The following is a 19,851-nucleotide window of genomic DNA, read 5'->3' as shown; positions in this document are numbered from 1 at the left end:
GACAATGTAGCCGTTGACAGTCCGCCTCGCCAGAGTCACCATTCGGCACTGACGCCGTGGCGTGCCCGTACCCCGAGAGGTCCCCGGCATGCCCATCACCCGCAGGCTCGCCACCGTGCTGCTGCTACCCGTGCTGCTCACCGGCCTGGCCCCGCCCGCGCACGCCCAGCCCTACCAGCGTGTGCTCAACGGCGGCTTCGACCAGGGCAAGACCCCGTGGTGGAGCAGCGCGAACACGCCGACCCGGATCGAGGCCGGACGGCTCTGCGCCGACGTCCCCGCGGGCACCACCAACCCGTGGGACGCCATGATCGGCCAGAACGACATCCCGGTGGAGGCCGGGCAGCCCTACACCCTCCGCTTCACCGCCAGCGGCAAGGCGGCCATCCGGGGCAGCCTGCAGCTGGCCGCGTCACCGGGCACCAGCACGCTCAACCAACAGGTCACCCTGACCGACACACCGCGGACCTTCGAGTTCACCGGACTGTCCACAGTGGCCAGCCGGCACGCCCAGGTCTCCTTCCAAGCCGGTGGCGCCACCGCGCCCTACACCCTGTGCCTGGACGACATCTCGCTCACCGGCGGGGTGATCCCGCCAGGCGGCGGCTGGACCTACGGCTCCGCGGTCCGGGTCAACCAGCACGGCTACCCGTCCGACGGCCGCAAACAAGCGTCCATTGTGGACAAGGCGACACAGCCGAAGCCCTGGCAGGTCCGCGATGCCGCGGGCGCGGTGGTGGCCAGCGGCCAGACCCGGGTGCACGGCCAGGACGCCGCCTCCCGCGACCACGTGCACCTGGCCGACTTCTCCGCGCTGCGCACCCTGGGCACCGGCTACACCCTGGCGGTGGGGGAGGAGGTCAGCCTGCCCTTCGACCTGCTGGCCCGGCCGTATGAGAACCTGCGCCGGGACGCGCTGCACTACTTCTTCCACAACCGCAGCGGCATCCCGATCGAGGCCGCCCACGTGGGCGCGGCGCACGCCCGGCCGGCCGGTCACCTGGACCTCGCGCCGAACCGGGGCGACACCGCGGTGCCTTGCCTGCCCGGCACCTGCGACTACACCCTGGACGTGCGCGGCGGCTGGTACGACGCGGGCGACCACGGCAAGTACGTGGTCAACGGCGCGCTGGCCGCCTGGCAGCTGCTGGACCTCTACGAACGCGCCCGTTCCCGCTGGGACGCCACCGGTCTGCGCGATGGCCTGCTGCGCATTCCCGAGCAGCGCAACGGCGTGCCGGACGTGCTCGACGAGGCCCGCTGGCAGCTGGAGTTCCTGCTGCGCATGCAGGTGCCGGAGGGCAAACCCTTCGCGGGCATGGCGCACCACAAGATCCACGACCTGGCCTGGACCGGGCACCCGATGCTGCCGCACCTGGACCCGCAGCCGCGCTACCTGCACCCGCCGTCCACCGCCGCCACCCTGAACCTGGCCGCAACCGCCGCCCGCTGCGCCCGGATCTGGACCTCGTGGGACAAGGCCTTCGCCCAGCGCTGCCGTACGGCCGCGGACACCGCCTGGCGGGCCGCCCGCGCCCACCCGGACCGGTTCGCGCCAAAGGAGAGTGTCGGCGGCGGTCCCTACGACGACACCGAGGTCACCGACGAGTTCTCCTGGGCGGCAGCCGAACTGCACGCCACCACCGGCGATCCCGGGTACCTGCGGCACATCGGCAGCACGCTCACCCCGGCCGGGTTCTCCTGGCGGGACACCGCGGCCCTGACCGACCTGACGATCCTGCGCCACCCGCTGCGCTTCCCCCTCGACCGCGTGCTGGCCGCCCGCCAACGCCTCCGGTCGGTGGCCGATGGCTTCGTCCGCGCCCAGGGCGCGCAGGGCTACCCCAACACCGGCGAGTACGTGTGGGGCTCCACCAGTTCCACCGCCAACAACGCGGTGATCATCGCCACCGCCTTCGACCTCACCGGCGAGGCCCGCTACCGGGACGCGGTGCTCTCGGCCCTGGACTACCTGCTGGGCCGCAACGCGCTCAACCAGTCCTTCGTCACCGGCTACGGCGAGCGGGACAGCCGCAACCAGCACCACCGGCACTGGGCCAACCAGGCCGACCCGACGCTGCCCAACCCGCCGGCCGGCTCGCTGGCCGGTGGCCCCAACCCCAGCCTGGAGGACCCGGTGGCGCAACAGAACCTGCCCGGCTGCGCCCCGGCCAAGTGCTACCTCGACGACATCGGCTCCTACTCCACCAACGAAGTGGCGATCAACTGGAACTCCGCCCTCGCCTGGGTGACGGCCTTCGCCGACACCCGCTGACCCCGCTACCGAAGGGAGATCCACAATGGCGTGGACCACCCGCCTGACCCTGGCCACGACCGCCCTGCTCGTGGCCACCGCGACCCCCGCGTTCGCGGCCAACCCGATCGAGCTGACCAGCGGTTTCTACGTCAACCCGAACTCCGCGCCCGCGGTGTGGGCGCGGAACAACCCTGGTGACGCCCGGGCCGCCCGAATCCAGGCCGCGATTGGCTCGCGGCCGATCGGCAGGTGGTTCGGCAACGACCCGGACATCGGCGCCACCGTGGCCGGTTACGTCGGCGCCGCCGACAGTCACGACAAGCTGCCGGTGCTGGTGGCCTACAACCTGCCCGGCCGGGATGCCTGCGGCGGCCACTCCGGTGGTGGCGCGGGCAGCCCGGCCGCCTACCGCACCTGGATCTCCAGCCTGGCCGCGGGCATCGGTGCCAAACCGGCGGTGGTGGTCCTCGAGCCGGACGCCCTCGGCGACTTCGAGTGCATGAGCGAGGCCGCCATCCAGGAACGCCTCGGCATGCTCACCTACGCCACCCAGATGCTCCAGCAGAAGGCCGCCAACACCTACGCCTACCTCGACGGCGGCAACGCGGGCTGGATACCGGCCGCCACCATGGCCAGCCGGCTCGCCGCCGCCGGGATCCGCAACGTGCGCGGCTTCTCGGTCAACGTGTCCAACTACTACCCGACCGGCCAATCGGCCGGATACGCCGGCGCGGTGGTCGCCGCGCTCGGTTACCCAGCCAAGTTCGTGATCGACACCAGCCGCAACGGCAACGGCCACAACGGCCAGTGGTGCAACCCACCCGGCCGCAAGCTCGGCGTGCCCGCGCGGGTCGGCGGCGGGGCCGAACTGCTGCTGTGGGTCAAGACCCCCGGCAACTCCGACGGCGAGTGCGGCATCGCCCCCACCGTGCCGGCCGGGCAGTTCAGCCCCGCGCTGGCGATCCGCTTGATCGACGGCACCTGAGGTGGAACGCGCCGCGCCGAAGAACCCCCAGCCATTCGGCGCGGCGCCTGCCCCCTCCCCCAGCACGCGCCGGCCGGCATGGTCGGCTGCCAAGCCCGCCCGGAACTGACAGCCTCCCGCCCCGCCGGCCGGCGCGTGTTCTGTGAGTTGTCGCGACCCGGCACCGGGAGCGACAGGCTGATGTCTAATGCCTTCAGGTTGTCCGGTGTCGCGCCGACGGGGGTCGTACAACATGATCCGGACAACCCCGCTGCACGCTGGGGACTGGGATGCCACGCACCGAACAACCGCTGGGGCCGGGCGATGACGCCCTGACCAGCTTCGCCCGTGATCTTCGAGCACTGCGCGCGGCCGCGGGCGGCCCGACCTACCGGGAACTGGCCAGGCGCTCGCACTACTCGGCGACCACCCTGGCCGATGCCGCCGGTGGCAAGCGCCTGCCGAGCCTGGCGGCCACCCTCGCCTTTGTCCGGGCCTGCTCCGGTGACACCGGTGAATGGGAGACCCGCTGGCACTTCGTCGCCGCCGAGCTCGCCCAGCCGTCCAGCCCGCAAAACAAGCCCGCGGTCCAGGAGTCCGACGCGCCCTACGTCGGGCTGGCCGCCTTCCAGACCGATGACGCGGACCGGTTCTTCGGCCGCGCCGACACCGTGGCGGAGCTGATCGGCCGCCTGGCCCAGCGGCGGTTCCTCGCCGTGTTCGGCGCCTCGGGGGCGGGCAAGTCCTCGCTGCTGCGGGCCGGGCTGATCGCCACCGTGCGCAAGGCGGAGCACCCGCCGCCGGTGCTGCTGATGACCCCCGGCAGGCAGCCGGTGGAGGAGTGCGCGGTGCAGCTGGCCGCGCTCACCGGCGAGTCCGCCGCGGTGCTGGGCGCGGAGCTCGCCGAGGGCCCAGAGCACCTGCACCTGCGGGTCCGCCAAGCCCTCGCCGACCGGCCGGACGCCGAGCTGCTGCTGGTGGTGGACCAGTTCGAGGAGGTCTTCACCCTCTGCGCCGACCCGGCCGAACGCGAACGCTTCCTGGCCATGCTGCTCTGCGCCACCGCCGCGCCGACCAGCCGGACCCGGGTGGTGCTCGGCGTGCGCACCGACTTCTACACCCACTGCGCCGCACACGCCGACCTGGTCGCCGCCATGCAGGACGGGCAGGTGCTGCTCGGGCCGATGACCACCGAGCAGCTGCGCGAGGCGATCACCCGGCCCGCCCTGGACCGCGGCTACCGGCTGGAGAACGCGCTGGTGGCCACCGTGATGGCGGAGACGGCGGGTGAGCCGGGTGTGCTGCCGCTGGTCTCGCACGCCCTGCTGGAGACCTGGCGGCGGCGCAAGGGCACCACGCTGACCTCGACCGGCTACCAGGCCGCGGGTGGCATCGCGCACGCCATCGCGCGCACCGCCGAGGGCACCTACGCCGAGTTCGACGCCGCCCAGCAGACCGTGGCCCGGCACCTGTTCCTGCGGCTGACCGCGCTCGGCGAGGGCACCGAGGACACCAAGCGCCGGGTCTACCACCGGGAGCTGGATGAGCACCCGGACACCGCGCACGTGGTCGACCGCCTGGTCAGGGCCAGGCTGGTCACCGCGGACCAGGACGGCCTGGAGATCAGCCACGAGGCGCTGATCCGCTGCTGGCCCCGGCTGCACGAGTGGCTGGCCGCCGACCGCGAGGGCCTGCGCGTGCACCGGCTGCTCACCGAGGCCACCGACACCTGGGAGTCCCTGGACCGCGACCCGGCCGCGCTCTACCGAGGGGTCAGGCTGGCCGAGGCCAGCGCCTGGGCGGTGCACAACGCCGAGTCGATGTCGGCACGGGAACGGGACTTCCTGCGTGCCGCCGAACAGGCGCGCGAGGACGAGGCGGCCGGGCATCGGCGGCGGACCAGGCGGCTGCGGCAGCTGGTGGCCGCGGTGGTGGTGTTCGCGCTGCTGGCCTCGGCCACCGCGCTGCTGGCGCTGGACCAGCAGGCCACCGCCGAGCAGCAGCGCGACGACGCGACCTTCCGGCAGGTGCTGGCCGAGGCCGACCGGCTGGCCGAAAGCGATCCGACGCTCTCCGCCCAGCTCACCCTGGCCGCGCACCGGATGCGCCCGGCCGATGAGACCGTGCACACCCGGCTGCTCAGCACCAGGGGCGCGCCACTGGCCGACCTGCTGCCCGGCCACACCAACGAGGTCTACCAGACCGACTTCTCCGCCAACCGGAAGCTGCTGGCCAGCACCGGCGACGACGGCAGCGTCCGGCTGTGGGACGTGCGCGATCCGGCCAACGCCAAGCCCCTCGGCGAACCGCTGCGCCCCGGCGGCGGCTGGCTGAGCACGGTCACCTTCGGCCGCTCCGACACGCTGCTGGTCGCGGCGGGCAAACAGGGCCGGATCTTCCTGTGGGACATCACCGATCCCGCCAAGCCCAAGCCGTTGCCGACCGAGCTGACCAGCGAGGACAACCAGATCAACCTGATCGCCTTCCAGCCGGGCACCCAGCGGCTGGCGGTGGCGCACGCCAACCGCGCGCTGCGGCTGTGGGATCTCAGCGACCTGGCCAGGCCGGTGTCGCTGGGCCGCGACCTGGCCGGGTCCATCGGCGAGGTGTGGGCGCTGGCGTTCAGCCCGGACGGCAAGACCCTGGCCACCGCCGGTGACGACGGCCTGGTGCGGCTGTGGCAGGTCACCGGCACCGGGTTCCGGCCGCTGCGCGACCTCAGCGGCGCCACCGAGAGCGTCTACGCGGTGGTGTTCAGCCCCGACGGCAAGACCGTCGCCGCGAGCAGCCGGGACGCCACCGTGCGGATGTGGCGGGCCGAGGACGGCAGCCCGCTGGGCCGCCAGCTCACCGGGCACGTCGGCCCGGTGTGGAAGCTGACCTTCAACCAGGACGGCTCGATCCTGGCCACGGTCGGCGCGGACGGGGTGGCGCAGCTGTGGAACACGGTCAACGGGGCCGCGGTGACCAAGCTGGGCCCGCCGCTGTCCGGCAGCGGCAGCGGGCTGTACGGGGTCGGGTTCAGCCCGGACGGCCGCACGCTGGCCACCGGTTCGGCCGACGGCGTGGTGCGGTTGTGGAACCTGCCCTCGGCGCTGCTGCTGGGCCACCACGACCGGATCGACTCGGTCACCGTCAGCGCGGACGGCCGGCTCACCGTCACCGGCGGCAAGGACCAGAAGATCATCCTGTGGTCCGCGGTGGACGGCGCCCCGGTCCGGCTGCTGCACGAGCTGCCCGTGATCAACGAGCCGAGGGTGTGCACCGAGTGCTCGACGCAGACCCGGCTCAGCGCGGACGGCACCCTGCTCGCGGTGCTCAGCAACACCTCGCTGGTGCGGCTGTTCGACGTGCGCGATGCGGAGAAACCGGTGCTGCTGAGCAAGTTCAGCGTGGACACCCGGTTCACCGTCCCGCTCGCGCTGAGCCCGGACGGCCGCACCCTCGCGGTCAACGACAACGAGCTGGCCAGCAGGCTGTGGGACATCAGCAACCCGCGCGAGCCCCGGCCGATGGGCGCGCTTACCGGCCACACCGCCGAGGTCAGCGCCCTGACCTACCGGCCGGACGGCCGGCTGCTGGCCACCGCCAGCTACGACAAGACCGTCCGCCTGTGGGACGTCACCGACCCGAGGAACCCGGTGCTGCGCGGCAGGTTCACCGCCCCCGGCCAGGTCGACCGGCTGGCCTTCAGCCCCGACGGCCGCACCCTCGCCGTGCCCCACCGGGCCGAGACGATCACCCTCTGGCAGGTCGCCGACCCGGCGCACCCGCAACCCCTCGGCACCCTGGCCGGCCACACCAAACCGGTCACCGGCCTGGCCTTCTCCGCCGACGGCGCCACCCTGGCCTCAGCCAGCAGCGACCGCTCGATCCGCCTGTGGCGGGTCGGCGACCCGGCCCGCCCCAGCCCCATCGGCGGCCCGATCGGCACCGTGCACAACGTGGGCGTCGGCCTGCACTTCCGGCCGGACGGCCGCAGCCTGATCGTCAGCGACGGCACGAACACCGCCAGGGTGCTGAACCTGGACATCGGGCAGGCGGTGGAGCGGATCTGCTCGGCGACGGGCCAGCTGACGGAGGAGCAGTGGCAGCGGCACCTGCCGGGGGTGCCCCGGCAGAACACCTGTTGACGCGGCGCTGGTGGTGGTCACCGGCCAGCCTTGCCGATCCAGCGGGTGAGGGCGGTGCGGAGTGCTTGGCGGGCAACGGGATCCAGCTCCTCAGCGGCCCAGGCGACGTAGCCGTCCGGGCGGATCAGCACAGCGGCCGGTGCGTTCGGGCAGCGGGCGGTGATGACGTCCACCCGGTCTGTCCACTGTGGAATGAGCGCCGGGTCCTCGTCGCCGGTGAGGTTCAGCAGCAGTGGCCGTCCGGTCCTGGCCAGTTCGGCCAGGCGGGGGCCGTCGAGGTCCAGCTCGGGGACGAAGTGGCCGGAGAGCGGGTGGGAGTCGCCGGTGTCGTAACGGATGTCGGAGCCCGCGATCAGCCCGGCCAGGTGGCGCACGGTGCTCTGGTGGCCGAGCAGCTCGCCGAACAGCTCGCGCAGTGCGGTGACCTCCGCGCCGGGGGCCAGCAGCGCGGACTGGGCCTGGGACAGCAGGCTCACCCGCACCGCTGCCGGGCGGCGTTCGGACTCGTAGCTGTCCAGCAGGCCGGGCGGGGCCTGGCCGCGCAGTGCGGCGGCGAGCTTCCAGCCCAGGTTCACCGCGTCGGTCAGGCCGATGTTGAGGCCCTGGCCGCCCGCGGCGAAGACGTGCGCGGCGTCGCCGACCAGGAACACCCTGCCCTGCCGGTACCGGTCGGCGACGCGGGTGTGGCTGCCGGGCAGCCTGCGCAGCAGGGTACCGCCGGGGGCCGGGCGCAGCGGCAGGTCCGCGCCGAGCACGCGGCGGGCGCTGGCTTGAAGCTCGGCCAGGGTCATCGGTACCTCGGCAGGCGGCTGGTCCCATTCGGCGGTGCTGACGATCGGGGGCTGGCCGGGCAGTGGTGCGTAGGAGAAGCCGCCGTGTTCGGTGCGCACCGGCAGGAATGGCCGCACCACACCAAATCCGGGCACGTGCAGGACGCCGGTGGCCGGGTCGACCCAGTCCGCGGGCACCTCGGCGTGGGCCGTCCTGCTGGTGGCGCGGTCCTGCGCGAGGCCGGGGAAGCCGATACCGAGCAGCTTGCGGGTGACGCTGTGCGCGCCGTCGGCCCCGACCAGGTAGCGGGCGGTGAGCTGGTAGCCGCCCTGTGGTCCGTCGACCTCGACGGTGACGCTGTCCTCGTCCTGGGTCAGGCCGGTGACCCGGTGTCCCCAGCGGATGTCCGCGCCCAGCTCCGCCGCCCGGTCGGTCAGCGCGCCGGCGATCTTCTGCTGCGGTGCGGGCAGGTTGTGGACCGGGCTGGGGGACAGGCCGCTGAGGTCGAGGGGCAGGGCGGCGAACATGAAGTAGCCGTTGTTGGGGCGCGGCGGTTCCGGGCTGCCGGTGAGCGGCTCGTGCAGCCCCCGGTGGTCCACCAGCCGGACCACCTGGCCGAGCAGTCCGTTGGCCTTGGGCTCCTGGCTGGGTTCGGGCAGGCTCTCCAGCACCACCGGCCGGATCCCGGCCAGGCCCAGCTCGGCGGCCAGCATCAGCCCGTTCGGACCGCCGCCCGCGATCACCACGTCCACCGTCATCACGCATCCCCCTTGGCAGGCACGGGCAACCCGGCCCGGATGTGGTCGAACACCTCGTCCAGCACCGGGACCACCGAGCCGAGCGGGTCGGCGCGCAGCCACTGGGCCACCGCCACCGAGCTGCCCGCGCCGACCACGGCCGCGACCAGTCGCGGGTACACCTCATCCGGCCCGAGCCCGGCCCGTTCGGCGATCGCCGCGGCCAGCTCTTCCTGGGCCAGCAGGTTCGCCCGCTGCACCTCGGCCTGCACCGCGGGCACCGCCAGCACCGCGCGCAACCCGGTCAGCCAGCGCTCGTCCCGCGCCGGCTCCGGCCCGGCCACCGGCGGGGTGGCGTACTGCGCGCGCACCACCGCGGTCAGCGCGGTCCACAGCGGTTCCGCGGCCGGTCGCTCGCGTAGCTCGGCCGCGATCCGCAGGCCGCGGTCCAGCTGGCTGGCCGCGACCGCCTCGGCCTTGCCGCCGAAGTAGTTGCGGAAGGTGCGCACCGAGACCTCCGCCGCCGCGGCGATGTCCTCGATGGTCACCGACTCCCAGCCTCGTGCCACGGTCAGCCGGATCGCGGCCTGGCTCAGCGCGAGCCGGGTCTGCCGCTTCTTCCGCTCCCGCAACCCCAGGTCGTCCATGACGGCCACGCTAGCAAAACTTGCCTAAAAGGCAAACTTGCCATCACGGCAAGATCACTGCGCGGGTCGGAACTCGCTCGCGGGCCGTTCCCGCTCTCCCGTAGCGTCGGCACCGCGGCCACCCGACCCGCGATCTGTGAAGGAGCGCCCGTGGACCAGCTGGCCCCGCCCCTGCGACTGACCGGCCACGGCCTGGTCCTGCGCGAGTGGGAGGACACCGACCACCAGGCCATGATCGAGGTGCTGGACAGCCCCGAGGTCGCGCGGAACACCCCGGTGCCGTTCCCCTTCGACCCGGTGGCGTACCTGGCGATGATCCGCCGCACCCGCGCCGAGGACAACCGCCTGCACCTGGCCATCACCACCGACGGCGAGACCCCGCTCGGCCTGGCCTTCCTGGCCCCGGCCCGCGCCGAGGCCGGGTACGTCATCGGCCGCGCGCACCGCGGCCAGGGCCTGGCCGTGCGCACCACCCGGCTGCTCACCGAGTTCGGCCACCACACCCTTGGCCTGCCGGAGCTGCGCCTGCGCATCCGTACCGACAACGCGCCCAGCCAGGGCGTCGCCCGCGCCGCCGGGTACCAGCTCGTGGAGGGCGAACCCGAACGCCTGGAACGCGGTGGCGAGGTCGCGTTCCTGGAGGTCTGGCGTCACACCTCGGACTGATCCGCGAGGGTCTGCTCCAGCCGGGCGAGGATGCCGGTCAGCGTCGCGCGCTCGGCGCCGCTGAGCGCGCCGATCAGCTCCGCCTCGTGCTCAAGCAGTTGGCGCACCGTGGTTTCCACCAGCTCGTGCCCGGCCTTGGTGAGCCGAACCGCGACCGCGCGGTGCGAGGCGGCGGACGGCGACCTGGCCACCAGACCGGCCTGCTCGGCGCGGGCCACCCGCTGGGAGACCGCGCCCGCGGTGATCAGCGTCCGGCGGGTGATCTCCTTGGTGGTCAGCTCATACGGCGGTCCGGCCCGCCGGATCACGCTGAGCAGGTCCAAAGTGGACGGATCGATGCCGAGCGCGGCCAGGGTCCGCCGCCGGTCGTCGGCCAGGATCTTGGCGATCCGCCAGACCGGCGTGATGATCTCGATGGACTCGGTGCGCACCCCCGGCAGCTCGCGTTGCCAGGCCGCGGCGATGTCGGCCGCGGGCCACCGGGAGTTCGAGCCCAGCGGGTAGCCCTCGGTCTCGTTGGACACGTGCACCGTCCCTTGCTACGTTCAGCGCTAAACGTTTAGAGCTAAATATAGCAGAGGGGGATGTGACATGACCCGAATCGTGCTGGTCACCGGCGCTAGCACTGGGCTTGGCAAGGCGGTGGCCGCCCGGTTCCGCGCCGACGGCGACACCGTGGTCATCACCGGCCGGGACGCCGACCGCCTGGCCAGGACGGCCGCCGAGATCGACGCCCGGCCGATCGCCTGCGACGCAACGGATCCGGCTCAGGTGGCCCGGCTGGCCGAGGAGCTGGGGCCGGAGCTGGACGTGCTGGTCAACATGGCCGGCGGCAACACCGACTTCGACGAGTCCGGCCCGGCGCTGTCCCCGCTGGAGCGGGTCGCGGCGGGCTGGCGGGCGAACCTGGAGGCCAACCTGCTCAGCGCGGTGCTCACCACCACCGCCGTGCTGGACAAGCTCCGCCCCGGCGGGACCATCGTCAATGTCGGTTCCATCGCCGCGGAGTACGCCGGATTCTCCTACGGCGCGGCGAAAGCGGCCCTGCACGCGTGGAACGCCGGGCTCTCCGCCGAGGTCGGCCCCAAGGGGCTGACCGCCAACCTGGTCGCGCCCGGCTACATCGCCGAGACCGAGTTCTTCAAGGGCAACCTCAGCGAGCAGCGGATCGCCGAGCTGGTCAAGGCGACCCACAACCGGCGCGCCGGCCACCCCAGCGATATCGCCGAGACCACGTACTTCCTCGCCTCGGCCGGGGCGCGGCACATCACCGGGCAGACGCTGCACGTCAACGGCGGCGCGTTCACCACCCGCTGAGCCGGAGCACGACAAAGGCCGGGCGCGCCGCTGAACTCGCGGCGCGCCCGGCCTTCAGCCAGTGCTGTGCCCTACTTGATGAAGCTGATGTTGAGCAGCTTGTTCGGCGAACCGGTCTTGATGTCGGTCAGCTTGTCGCTCACCGCGTTGTTCACCAGGGCGTCCCGCACCTGCTGCGGGGTCGCCTGCTGGTTGCCGGAGAGGTACAGCGCGACCGCGCCCGCGACGTGCGGGGTGGCCATGCTGGTGCCGCTCTTGGTGGAGGTGCCGGTGTCGTTGGTGTGGATCGCGGACACGGTCGCGGTGCCGGGCGCCCAGATGTCCAGGCACCGGCCCCAGTTCGACGCGACCGACTGGCCGTTCCACACCGCGCGGGCGTCGTTCTGCTGGGTGGCGCCCACGGTGATCGCCTCCGGCACGCGGGCCGGGGTGAAGCTGCAGGCGTCGGCGCCGGAGTTGCCACCGGCGATCGCGAAGGTCACACCGGCGGTGATCGCCTTCTTGACCGCGTTCTCCATGGCCGCGTTGCTGCCGGTGCCGCCGAGGCTCATGTTCGCCACAGCGGGCTTCTTGGCGTTCTTGGCGACCCAGTCGATGCCCGCGATGATCTGCGACCACTGACCGCTGCCCTGGCAGTTGAGCACGCGCACGGCCACCAGGTCGGCCTTCTTCGCCACGCCGTACTTGCTGCCGCCCACGGTGCCGGCCACGTGCGTGCCGTGCCCCTGGCAGTCGCTGGCGTCCGCGTCGTTGTCGATGAAGTCGTAGCCGCTCTTGGCGCGGCCACCGAACTCCTGGTGGGTCAGGCGCACGCCGGTGTCGAGGATGTAGGCGGTCACGCCCGCGCCCTCGTTGGCGTAGCGGTACTTCTTGTCCAGCGGCAGCGCCTGCTGGTCGAGCCGGTCCAGGCCCCACTCCGGGTTCAGCTGCTCCCCGGCCAGGCTGACCTTGCCGTCCTGCTCCACCGTGGCCACCCGCGGGTCCGCGGCCAGCCGCTTGGCCTGCTGCTCGCTCAGCGAGACGGCGAAGCCGTTGAGGGTCTTGTCATACGTCGCGGTGACCTTGCCACCGAACCGGGAGGCCAGGTCCTGCGCGCCAACCGTGTTGTCCTTCAGCGTGACGATGTAGCTGCCGGAGACGGCGTTGGCGGTTCCCGCGTTGAGGATCTGACCTTCGGCAGGCGCGGCGAGGCCGGGCAGCGCCGAAGCGACCAGGGCGAGCAGGGAGGTGCCGGCAATCAGCCCGGCGCCCACGACGGCCCTGCGTCGGTTTCGTGCCATCGATTACTCCGTTCACTCCGCCGTGTAGCCCTCACCACACGGAGTTGTGGCTGCTGTTCAGGGGGCGACTACTCGCAGCCACTAGAACTAGCTTGATTGACCCGAACGGAGTAAGCAAGGCAACGAAAGTAGGTCGCGTTACATCACAGTTCACATTTTTAGTCACAATTGAGTCAACTTAGCCCCGGGTGTGTGCCGGTGACCTCGTCGAACACCAGCCAGGTACGGGTGGAGCGGACCCCGAGCACCTCTTGAATCCTTTCCAGGACGATCTCCCTGAGGGCCTGGTTGTCGGGGGCGCGCACTAGCACGAGCACGTCGAAGTCGCCACCGACCAAGGTCAGGTGTTCCACGTACTGAATCGAGCGCAACTGCTCGGACACCTCGCGCCATGAGGCCTGCTCGATGGTCACCACCACCATCGCGGTGGTGCCCAGCCCGGCCCGCGCCGGATCGATCTTCGCGCCGAAGCCGGTGATCACCTTGTCGGCCACCAGGCGGTCGATCCGGGCGTAGGCGTTGGTGCGCGAGATGTGCAGTCGCTCAGCGAGGGTCCTGATCGAGATCCGGCCGTCCCTGGCCAGCAGCCGCAGGATCGAGCGGTCCACCTCGTCCAGAGCGGTGGCCATCTGTCCGCCGGGTGCGCCAACGGTGCTGCTGTCGGTGGACACATTGCCGCCTTTCACGTTTCAGGTGAGCAGTTCGTCTGCCGTTTTCGCCACATCTTGAGCCAGCCACCCGGTCGGGGCAACCATTTGAGGACGCCTGTCAGACAGGGACGTCCGACCAGGAGGTTCGCCGTGACCGAAGCTCCCGCGCGCCCTGACGCGCTGCTGCCCTCCGTGACCCCGGTCCGGTTCCTCGCCGAGGACGGCAGTCCAGCCGAGTACCAGAGCGGCTACCCCGAACCGCCCGTGGCACTGCTCCGCGAGGCATACCGGCGCATGATCATCGGCCGCCGGTTCGACACCCAGGCCACCGCCCTGACCAAACAGGGCCGCCTCGCCGTCTACCCCTCCAGCCGTGGCCAGGAGGCCTGCCAGATCGGCGCGGTGCTCGCCCTGCGCGAGACCGACTGGGTCTTCCCCACCTACCGCGAGTCCATGGCCCTGGTCGCCCGCGGCCTGGACCCGGTCGAGGTGCTCACCCTGCTGCGCGGGGACTGGCACTGCGGCTACGACCCCAAGGCCACCCGCACCGCCCCCCAGTGCACCCCGCTGGCCACCCAGACCCTGCACGCCACCGGGCTGGCCTTCGCGGAGAAGCGGCAGGGCCGGGACACCGTGGTGCTCGCCTTCATCGGCGACGGCGCCACCAGCGAGGGCGACTTCCACGAAGCCCTCAACTTCGCCGCGGTGTTCAACGCGCCGGTGGTGTTCCTGGTGCAGAGCAACGGCTACGCCATCTCGGTGCCGCTGGCCAAGCAGAGCGCCGCGCCCGCCCTGTCCTACAAGGGCATCGGCTACGGCGTGCGCTCCGAACAGGTCGACGGCAACGACCCGGTGGCCATGCTCGCCGTGCTGCAGACCGCGGTCGAGCACGCCAGGAACGGCAACGGCCCCTTCCTGATCGAGGCGCACACCTACCGGATGGAGGCGCACACCAACGCCGACGACGCCACCCGGTACCGGGAGGACGAGGAGGTCCAGCGCTGGCTGGGCCGCGATCCCATGGCCCGGCTGGAAAAACATCTCCGCGGCATCGGCGCACTGTCCGAAGAGGACATCCAGAACTGGACAGCCGAGGCCGAGGCCAAGGCCGCCGACCTGCGCACCCGGATGAACGCCGAACCGGCCGTGGCGCCCATGGACCTGTTCGAGCACGTCTTCGCCGAACCCACCAGCCAGCTCCGCGAGCAGCGCGACCTGCTGCGCGCCGAGCTCGACGCCGAGGAGCGCTGAGATGCCGAACCTGTCCATGGCCCAGGCGCTGAACCAGGCGTTGCGGGACGCGATCAAAGAAGACGAGCGGGTGGTGGTCTTCGGCGAGGACGTCGGCGCGCTCGGCGGCGTCTTCCGGATCACCGACGGCATCACCCGCGACCTCGGCGAGGACCGCTGCTTCGACACCCCCCTGGCAGAGGCCGGGATCGTCGGCCTGGCCGTGGGCATGGCCATGGGCGGGATGAAACCCGTGGTGGAGATGCAGTTCGACGCCTTCGCCTACCCCGCCTTCGAGCAGATCGCCTCGCACGTGGCCAAACTGCGCAACCGCACCCGCGGCGCGCTGTCCCTGCCCATGGTCATCCGGGTGCCCTACGCAGGCGGCATCGGCGGGGTGGAGCACCACTGCGACTCCAGCGAGGCCTACTACGCGCACACCCCCGGCCTGAAGGTGGTCACCCCGGCCACCGTCGCCGACGCCTACTCGCTGCTGCGCGAGGCCATCGACGACCCCGACCCGGTGGTCTTCCTGGAGCCCAAGAAGCTGTACTGGGCCAAGGCCGACGTGGAGCTCACCAGGGGCGAGCCCTTCGGCAGGGCCGCGATCCGCAGGCAGGGCAAGGACGTCACGCTCATCGCCTACGGCCCGTCCACCCCGGTGGCCATGCAGGCCGCCGAGGCGGCGAAGGAGGAGGGCTGGGACGTGGAGGTCGTCGACCTGCGCAGCATCGTGCCCTTCGACGACGAGACGGTGGCCGCCTCGGTCCGCCGCACCGGCCGCTGCGTGGTGGTGCAGGAGGCCCAGGGCTTCGCCGGGGTCGGCGCGGAGATCGCGGCCAGGGTGCAGGAACGCTGCTTCCACTCGCTGCACGCGCCGGTGCTGCGGGTCAGCGGCTTCGACATCCCGTACCCGCCGCCGATGCTGGAACACGCGCACCTGCCCGGCGTGGACCGCATCCTGGACACCCTGGACCGGTTGCAGCGCGACGACACCCCGGACCTGCGCTACGTGGCCGAGGTGGTCGCGTGAGCGAGCAGGTATTTCGCCTGCCGGACCTCGGTGAAGGGCTGACCGAGGCGGAGGTGGTCAGCTGGCGGGTCGCAGTCGGCGACACGGTGACCGTGGACCAGGTCGTGGTCGAGGTGGAGACCGCCAAGGCCGCGGTGGAGGTGCCGATCCCGTTCGCGGGCAAGGTCCTCACCCTGCACGGCGAGGCCGGCGCGGTGCTGGAGGTCGGCAAACCGCTGATCACGGTCGCGGCCGAGGGCGCGCACGAGACCTACCGGACCGAGGAACGCGCGGGTGCGAAGGCCCCGGCGGCGGAGAACGGCAAGGCCGCCGCGGGCTCGGGCAACGTGCTCATCGGCTACGGCACCAAGGAGGACAACGGTTCCCGCCGTCGCCGCCGTCGCCAGCCCGCCCCCTCGGTGGTCGCCGCCGTGCCGGCCCGCGAGCCCCAGCTCGCGCCCCGGGTGATCAACCCCCTGGTGCGCGGGCTGGCCAAACAGCACGACATCGACCTGGCCACCATCACCCCCAGCGGACCGGCCGGGATCGTGCTGCGCAAGGACGTGGAGGCCGCCATCGCCGCGGCCGCCAGCACCGCCGTGCCGCTGCCGGATGCCGGTGGGCCGGAACGGATCCCGCTGCGCGGAGTGCGCCGGGCGGTGGCGGACAAGCTCTCCCGCAGCCGCGCCGAGATCCCCGACGCCACCACCTGGGTCGACGCCGACGCCACCGCGCTGCTGGCGGCCAAGCAGGCGGTGCAGGCGGCCTGTCCGGAGCAGAAGATCAGCCTGCTGGCCCTGTTCGGCCGGATCTGCGTGGCCGGGTTGAAGCGGTTCCCGGAGCTCAACTCCTCTGTGGACGGTCAAGCCAGGGAGATCCTGCGCTGGCCGCACGTCAACCTCGGCTTCGCCGCCCAGACCGACCGCGGCCTGGTGGTTCCGGTGGTGCGCAACGCCGATCAGCTCAGCACCGCCGAGCTGGCCGCGGCCATCGCCGCGCTCACCGAACGCGCCCGCGACGGCGCGCTGGAGCCCGCCGACCTCACCGGCGGCACCTTCACCTTGAACAACTACGGGGTGTTCGGCGTGGACGGCTCCACCCCGATCATCAACCACCCCGAGGCCGCCATGCTGGGCGTCGGCCGGATCATCGACCGGCCGTGGGCGGTGGACGGCCAGCTGGCCGTCCGAAAGATCACCCAGTTGTCCTTCACCTTCGACCACCGGGTGTGCGACGGTGGAGTGGCCGGTGGCTTCCTCCGTTTTGTCGCCGACGCGGTGGAGAACCCACTGGGCCTGCTCGCCAGACTGTGATCAGCCAATTCCGAGGAGAGGGCATGTCCGCGCAGGACTTCCACGCCAAGCACGCCGAGCAGCTCGACCACGCGGTCACCGCGATCGACGCCCGCGAGTACTGGTCGCCGTTCCCGGAGACCCCCAGCAAGTCGGTCTACGGCGAGGAGGCCGCGCCCGCGGGTGAGGCCGCGTTCCAGGCGCTGCTGGGCAAGGACTACCCCCTCGACCAGCCAGGCGTCATCGACCACGTGGGCACCGAGACCTCGCCGTTCGGGCTGGAGCTGGGCATCCGCTACCCGCGCAGCGAGCCCGCCGAGCTGATCGCCGCGGCCAAGGCCGGGATCACCGCGTGGCGGGACGCCGGACCGGCCCTGCGCGCCGGGGTGGCCATGGAGGTCCTGCACCGGATCAACGCGCGCAGCTTCGAGTTCGCGCACGCCGTGCAGCACACCACCGGCCAGGCCTTCGTGATGGCCTTCCAGGCCGGTGGCCCGCACGCCCAGGACCGCGCGCTGGAGGCCATCGCCTACGCCTACGCCGAGCAGGCCAGGCAGCCGCGCAGCGCCCGCTGGGCCAAGCCGCAGCGCAAGGGCGACCCGCTGGTGATGGACAAGACCTTCACCGTGGTGCCGCGCGGGGTGTCGCTGGTCATCGCCTGCAACACCTTCCCCACCTGGAACACCTACCCCGGCCTGTTCGCCAGCCTGGTCACCGGCAACCCGGTGATCGTCAAGCCGCACCCCGGCGCGGTGCTGCCGCTGGCGCTGACCGTGACCATCGCCCGCGAGGTGCTCACCGAGGCCGGGTTCGACCCGAACCTGGTGACCCTGGCGGTGGAGGCCCCCGGCCAGCCGATCGCGGCCGAGCTGGCCACCCACCCCGACGTGCGGATCGTGGACTTCACCGGCTCCACCGAGTTCGGCGACTGGCTGGAGGGCAACGCCCGCCAGGCCGTGGTCTACACCGAGAAGGCCGGCCTGAACACCGTCGTGGTCGACTCCACCGACGACTACAAGGGCTTGCTGCGCAACCTGTCCTTCTCCCTGTCCCTCTACAGTGGACAGATGTGCACCACCCCGCAGAACATCCTGCTGCCGGGTGGGGGAGTGCGCACCGAGGACGGCACCCGCAGCCCCGAGGACTTCGCCGCCGACCTGGGCGCCGCGCTGGACAAGCTGCTCGGCGACCCGGCCCGCGCCGCGGGCACCCTGGGCGCCATCGTCAACGAGGGCGTCAAGCAGCGCCTGGCCGAGGCGGAGAACCTGGGCGCGGTCGCGCACGCCTCCACCCCGGTCGAGGACCCCGCCTACCCGGGCGCGACCATCCGCACCCCGCTGGTGGTGCGCCTGGACGCCAAGGACGAGGAGACTTACACCAAGGAGTGGTTCGGCCCGATCTCCTTCGTGATCAGCACCGACTCCACCGAGCACGCGCTGGAGATCTTCCGCTCCTCGGTGCGGGCCAAGGGCGCGCTGACCGCCTCGGTCTACTCCACCGACGCGGCGGTGATCGACGCGGCCCGCGCGGCGGCCCTCGATGCCGGCGTGCACCTGTCGGAGAACCTGACCGGCGGCGTGTTCGTCAACCAGAGCGCGGCCTTCAGCGACTTCCACGGCACCGGGGCCAACCCGGCCGCCACCGCCGCGCTGACCGACCCGGCCTACGTCACCGGCCGCTTCCACATCGTGCAGTCCCGGCGGCACGCGCCGGCCTGACCTTCCGCAGCAGGATCGGGGTCGCCAGGATCACCAGCCCGGCGACCCCGACCGCGGTCCGCGCCCCGGCGAACCCGGCCAGCACACCCCAGGCCGCGGTGAGCGCCGCCACCGTGGCGTTGCTGGAGATCGTCCACGCGGTCAGCACGCGCGCCACCAGCCCGGTGGGGATCTCGGCGAGCCGGTAGGCCACCAGCACCGGGTTGAACACGCCCATGCAGCCCACCAGCCCGAACTGCACCACCAGCACCAGCAGAAACCCGATCACGCCCGGCGTCACGAACACCAGCCACACCGGCCAGCACACCCGCAACACCCCGGCCACCCACAGCACGCGCTCCTGCCCGAACCGCGCCACCAGCCGGGGCGCGAGCCGCGCGCCGAGCAGTCCGCCGAGACAGGGCACGGAGAACGCCAGCCCGTAGGCCCACAGCGAGAACCCCAGCTCCCGCACCATGAGCACCAGCATCAGCGGCGCCGTCGCCATGATCAGCCCGTTGACCAGCACCGTGTTGCCCAGCAACGACCGCAGCCCCGGATGCCGCCAGATGTGCCGCCACCCGTCGAGCACCTCACCAGCCCTCGGCGCGCCCACCCGCTCCGGCGGCTGCTCCCGCCCACCGGCGGCCCGGATGCCCAGCGCGGAGAGCAGATAGCTCACCGCGTCGGCCAGCAGCACCATCATCGGCCCAAAGACCCCGATCGCCGCCCCACCCAGCGGCGGCCCCAGCGCGGTGGCGGTCCACGAGGTCGCCTCCAGCCGCCCACTGGCCAGGACCAGGTCCTCCTTCCGCAGCAAGGACTTCAGCCAGGCCCCACTGGCCGCCCGGTACGCGATCTCGGCCGCCGCGACCACCACCGACACCACCAGCAGTTGCGCGAAACCCAGCCACCCCAGCGCATACGCCACCGGCACGCTCAGCAGCGCCACGCACCGCAGCAGGTCCATCCCCATCATCACCGGCCGCTTGCGCCGGAACTCCACCCACGGCCCCAGCGGAATCGCCACCACCGCCCCCACGGCCAGCCCCGCCGCCGCCAGCACGGACACCTCCGCCGTGCTCGCCTGCAACACGAGCATCGCGACCAGCGGAAAGGCGTTGAAGGCCAACCGGCTGCCGACCGCGCTGACCGTGTACGAAGCCCACAACCACCCGAACTCCCGCCCCAGTCGCAC

At 72.2% G+C, this 19,851-nt stretch carries 15 protein-coding genes; 9 read left to right on the top strand and 6 right to left on the bottom strand.

Annotated elements, in window-relative coordinates:
- The first annotated feature begins 88 nt into the window (after positions 1-88).
- The 3 genes from ACWDY5_RS21715 (at position 89) to ACWDY5_RS21705 (ending at position 7,354) form a co-directional block, all read left to right on the top strand.
- Positions 89-2,275: a glycoside hydrolase family 9 protein gene (locus ACWDY5_RS21715; protein ID WP_449723979.1), complete on the top strand. Its 2,187-nt coding sequence runs from the start codon at positions 89-91 to the stop codon at positions 2,273-2,275.
- Positions 2,276-2,300: 25 nt separating this feature from the next.
- Positions 2,301-3,242 (top strand): glycoside hydrolase family 6 protein, encoded by a 942-nt coding sequence (locus tag ACWDY5_RS21710; RefSeq protein ID WP_449723978.1) that lies wholly within the window; start codon positions 2,301-2,303, stop codon positions 3,240-3,242.
- Between the two features lie 269 nt (positions 3,243-3,511).
- Positions 3,512-7,354, top strand: coding sequence for an nSTAND1 domain-containing NTPase (locus ACWDY5_RS21705; protein WP_449723977.1), 3,843 nt, complete (start codon positions 3,512-3,514; stop codon positions 7,352-7,354).
- 17 nt (positions 7,355-7,371) lie between these two features.
- On the opposite strand, the gene ACWDY5_RS21700 is transcribed toward ACWDY5_RS21705, so the two are convergent.
- Both ACWDY5_RS21700 and ACWDY5_RS21695 read right to left on the bottom strand, forming a co-directional pair.
- Positions 7,372-8,883 (bottom strand): FAD-dependent monooxygenase, encoded by a 1,512-nt coding sequence (locus ACWDY5_RS21700; protein ID WP_449723976.1) that lies wholly within the window; start codon positions 8,881-8,883, stop codon positions 7,372-7,374.
- Positions 8,883-9,509, bottom strand: a complete 627-nt coding sequence (locus tag ACWDY5_RS21695) for a TetR/AcrR family transcriptional regulator (RefSeq protein WP_449723975.1) — start codon at positions 9,507-9,509, stop codon at positions 8,883-8,885. The genes ACWDY5_RS21700 and ACWDY5_RS21695 overlap by 1 nt, the downstream gene beginning before the upstream one ends.
- Before the next feature lie 150 nt (positions 9,510-9,659).
- Here ACWDY5_RS21695 and ACWDY5_RS21690 point away from each other — a divergent pair, with 150 nt between their 5' ends.
- Positions 9,660-10,175: a GNAT family N-acetyltransferase gene (locus ACWDY5_RS21690; RefSeq protein WP_449723974.1), complete on the top strand. Its 516-nt coding sequence runs from the start codon at positions 9,660-9,662 to the stop codon at positions 10,173-10,175.
- Here ACWDY5_RS21690 and ACWDY5_RS21685 read toward each other — a convergent pair.
- Positions 10,160-10,699 carry a MarR family winged helix-turn-helix transcriptional regulator gene (locus tag ACWDY5_RS21685; protein WP_449723973.1) on the bottom strand — a complete coding sequence of 180 codons (540 nt, stop codon included), beginning with the start codon at positions 10,697-10,699 and terminating at the stop codon, positions 10,160-10,162. The two genes, ACWDY5_RS21690 and ACWDY5_RS21685, sit on opposite strands and share 16 nt — an antisense overlap.
- A 67-nt stretch (positions 10,700-10,766) precedes the next feature.
- Between ACWDY5_RS21685 and ACWDY5_RS21680 the strand changes: the two genes are divergently transcribed.
- A complete protein-coding gene (locus ACWDY5_RS21680) occupies positions 10,767-11,492 on the top strand; it encodes an SDR family NAD(P)-dependent oxidoreductase (RefSeq protein WP_449723972.1) in 726 nt (241 codons plus the stop codon).
- Between the two features lie 71 nt (positions 11,493-11,563).
- Here the strand turns inward: ACWDY5_RS21680 and ACWDY5_RS21675 are convergent, their stop codons facing one another.
- Complete coding sequence (locus ACWDY5_RS21675) at positions 11,564-12,772, bottom strand: S8 family peptidase (protein ID WP_449723971.1); 1,209 nt, start codon at positions 12,770-12,772, stop codon at positions 11,564-11,566.
- A 173-nt stretch (positions 12,773-12,945) separates the two neighbouring features.
- Complete coding sequence (locus ACWDY5_RS21670; protein ID WP_449724065.1) at positions 12,946-13,401, bottom strand: Lrp/AsnC family transcriptional regulator; 456 nt, start codon at positions 13,399-13,401, stop codon at positions 12,946-12,948.
- A 171-nt stretch (positions 13,402-13,572) separates the two neighbouring features.
- Here ACWDY5_RS21670 and pdhA point away from each other — a divergent pair, with 171 nt between their 5' ends.
- The 4 genes from pdhA to paaN are packed head-to-tail and all read left to right on the top strand — an operon-like array spanning position 13,573 to position 18,674.
- Positions 13,573-14,673, top strand: coding sequence for a pyruvate dehydrogenase (acetyl-transferring) E1 component subunit alpha (gene pdhA / locus ACWDY5_RS21665; protein ID WP_449723970.1), 1,101 nt, complete (start codon positions 13,573-13,575; stop codon positions 14,671-14,673).
- A 1-nt stretch (position 14,674) separates the two neighbouring features.
- On the top strand, positions 14,675-15,685 hold the full coding sequence (locus ACWDY5_RS21660; protein ID WP_252480962.1) for an alpha-ketoacid dehydrogenase subunit beta: 1,011 nt from the start codon (positions 14,675-14,677) through the stop codon (positions 15,683-15,685).
- The gene (locus ACWDY5_RS21655) at positions 15,682-16,977 is read left to right on the top strand and encodes a dihydrolipoamide acetyltransferase family protein (RefSeq protein WP_449723969.1); all 1,296 of its coding nucleotides are present in this window, start codon (positions 15,682-15,684) and stop codon (positions 16,975-16,977) included. Before ACWDY5_RS21660 ends, ACWDY5_RS21655 begins: the two co-directional genes overlap by 4 nt.
- A 23-nt stretch (positions 16,978-17,000) precedes the next feature.
- Positions 17,001-18,674: a phenylacetic acid degradation protein PaaN gene (paaN, locus tag ACWDY5_RS21650; RefSeq protein WP_449723968.1), complete on the top strand. Its 1,674-nt coding sequence runs from the start codon at positions 17,001-17,003 to the stop codon at positions 18,672-18,674.
- On the opposite strand, the gene ACWDY5_RS21645 is transcribed toward paaN, so the two are convergent.
- Positions 18,625-19,845: an MFS transporter gene (locus ACWDY5_RS21645; protein WP_449724064.1), complete on the bottom strand. Its 1,221-nt coding sequence runs from the start codon at positions 19,843-19,845 to the stop codon at positions 18,625-18,627. The two genes, paaN and ACWDY5_RS21645, sit on opposite strands and share 50 nt — an antisense overlap.
- Positions 19,846-19,851 lie beyond the last annotated feature (6 nt).

Source organism: Crossiella sp. NPDC003009, assembly GCF_053591555.1.
Note: the sequence above shows the minus strand (reverse complement) of the source record. Positions and strands in the feature narration are given on the sequence as shown.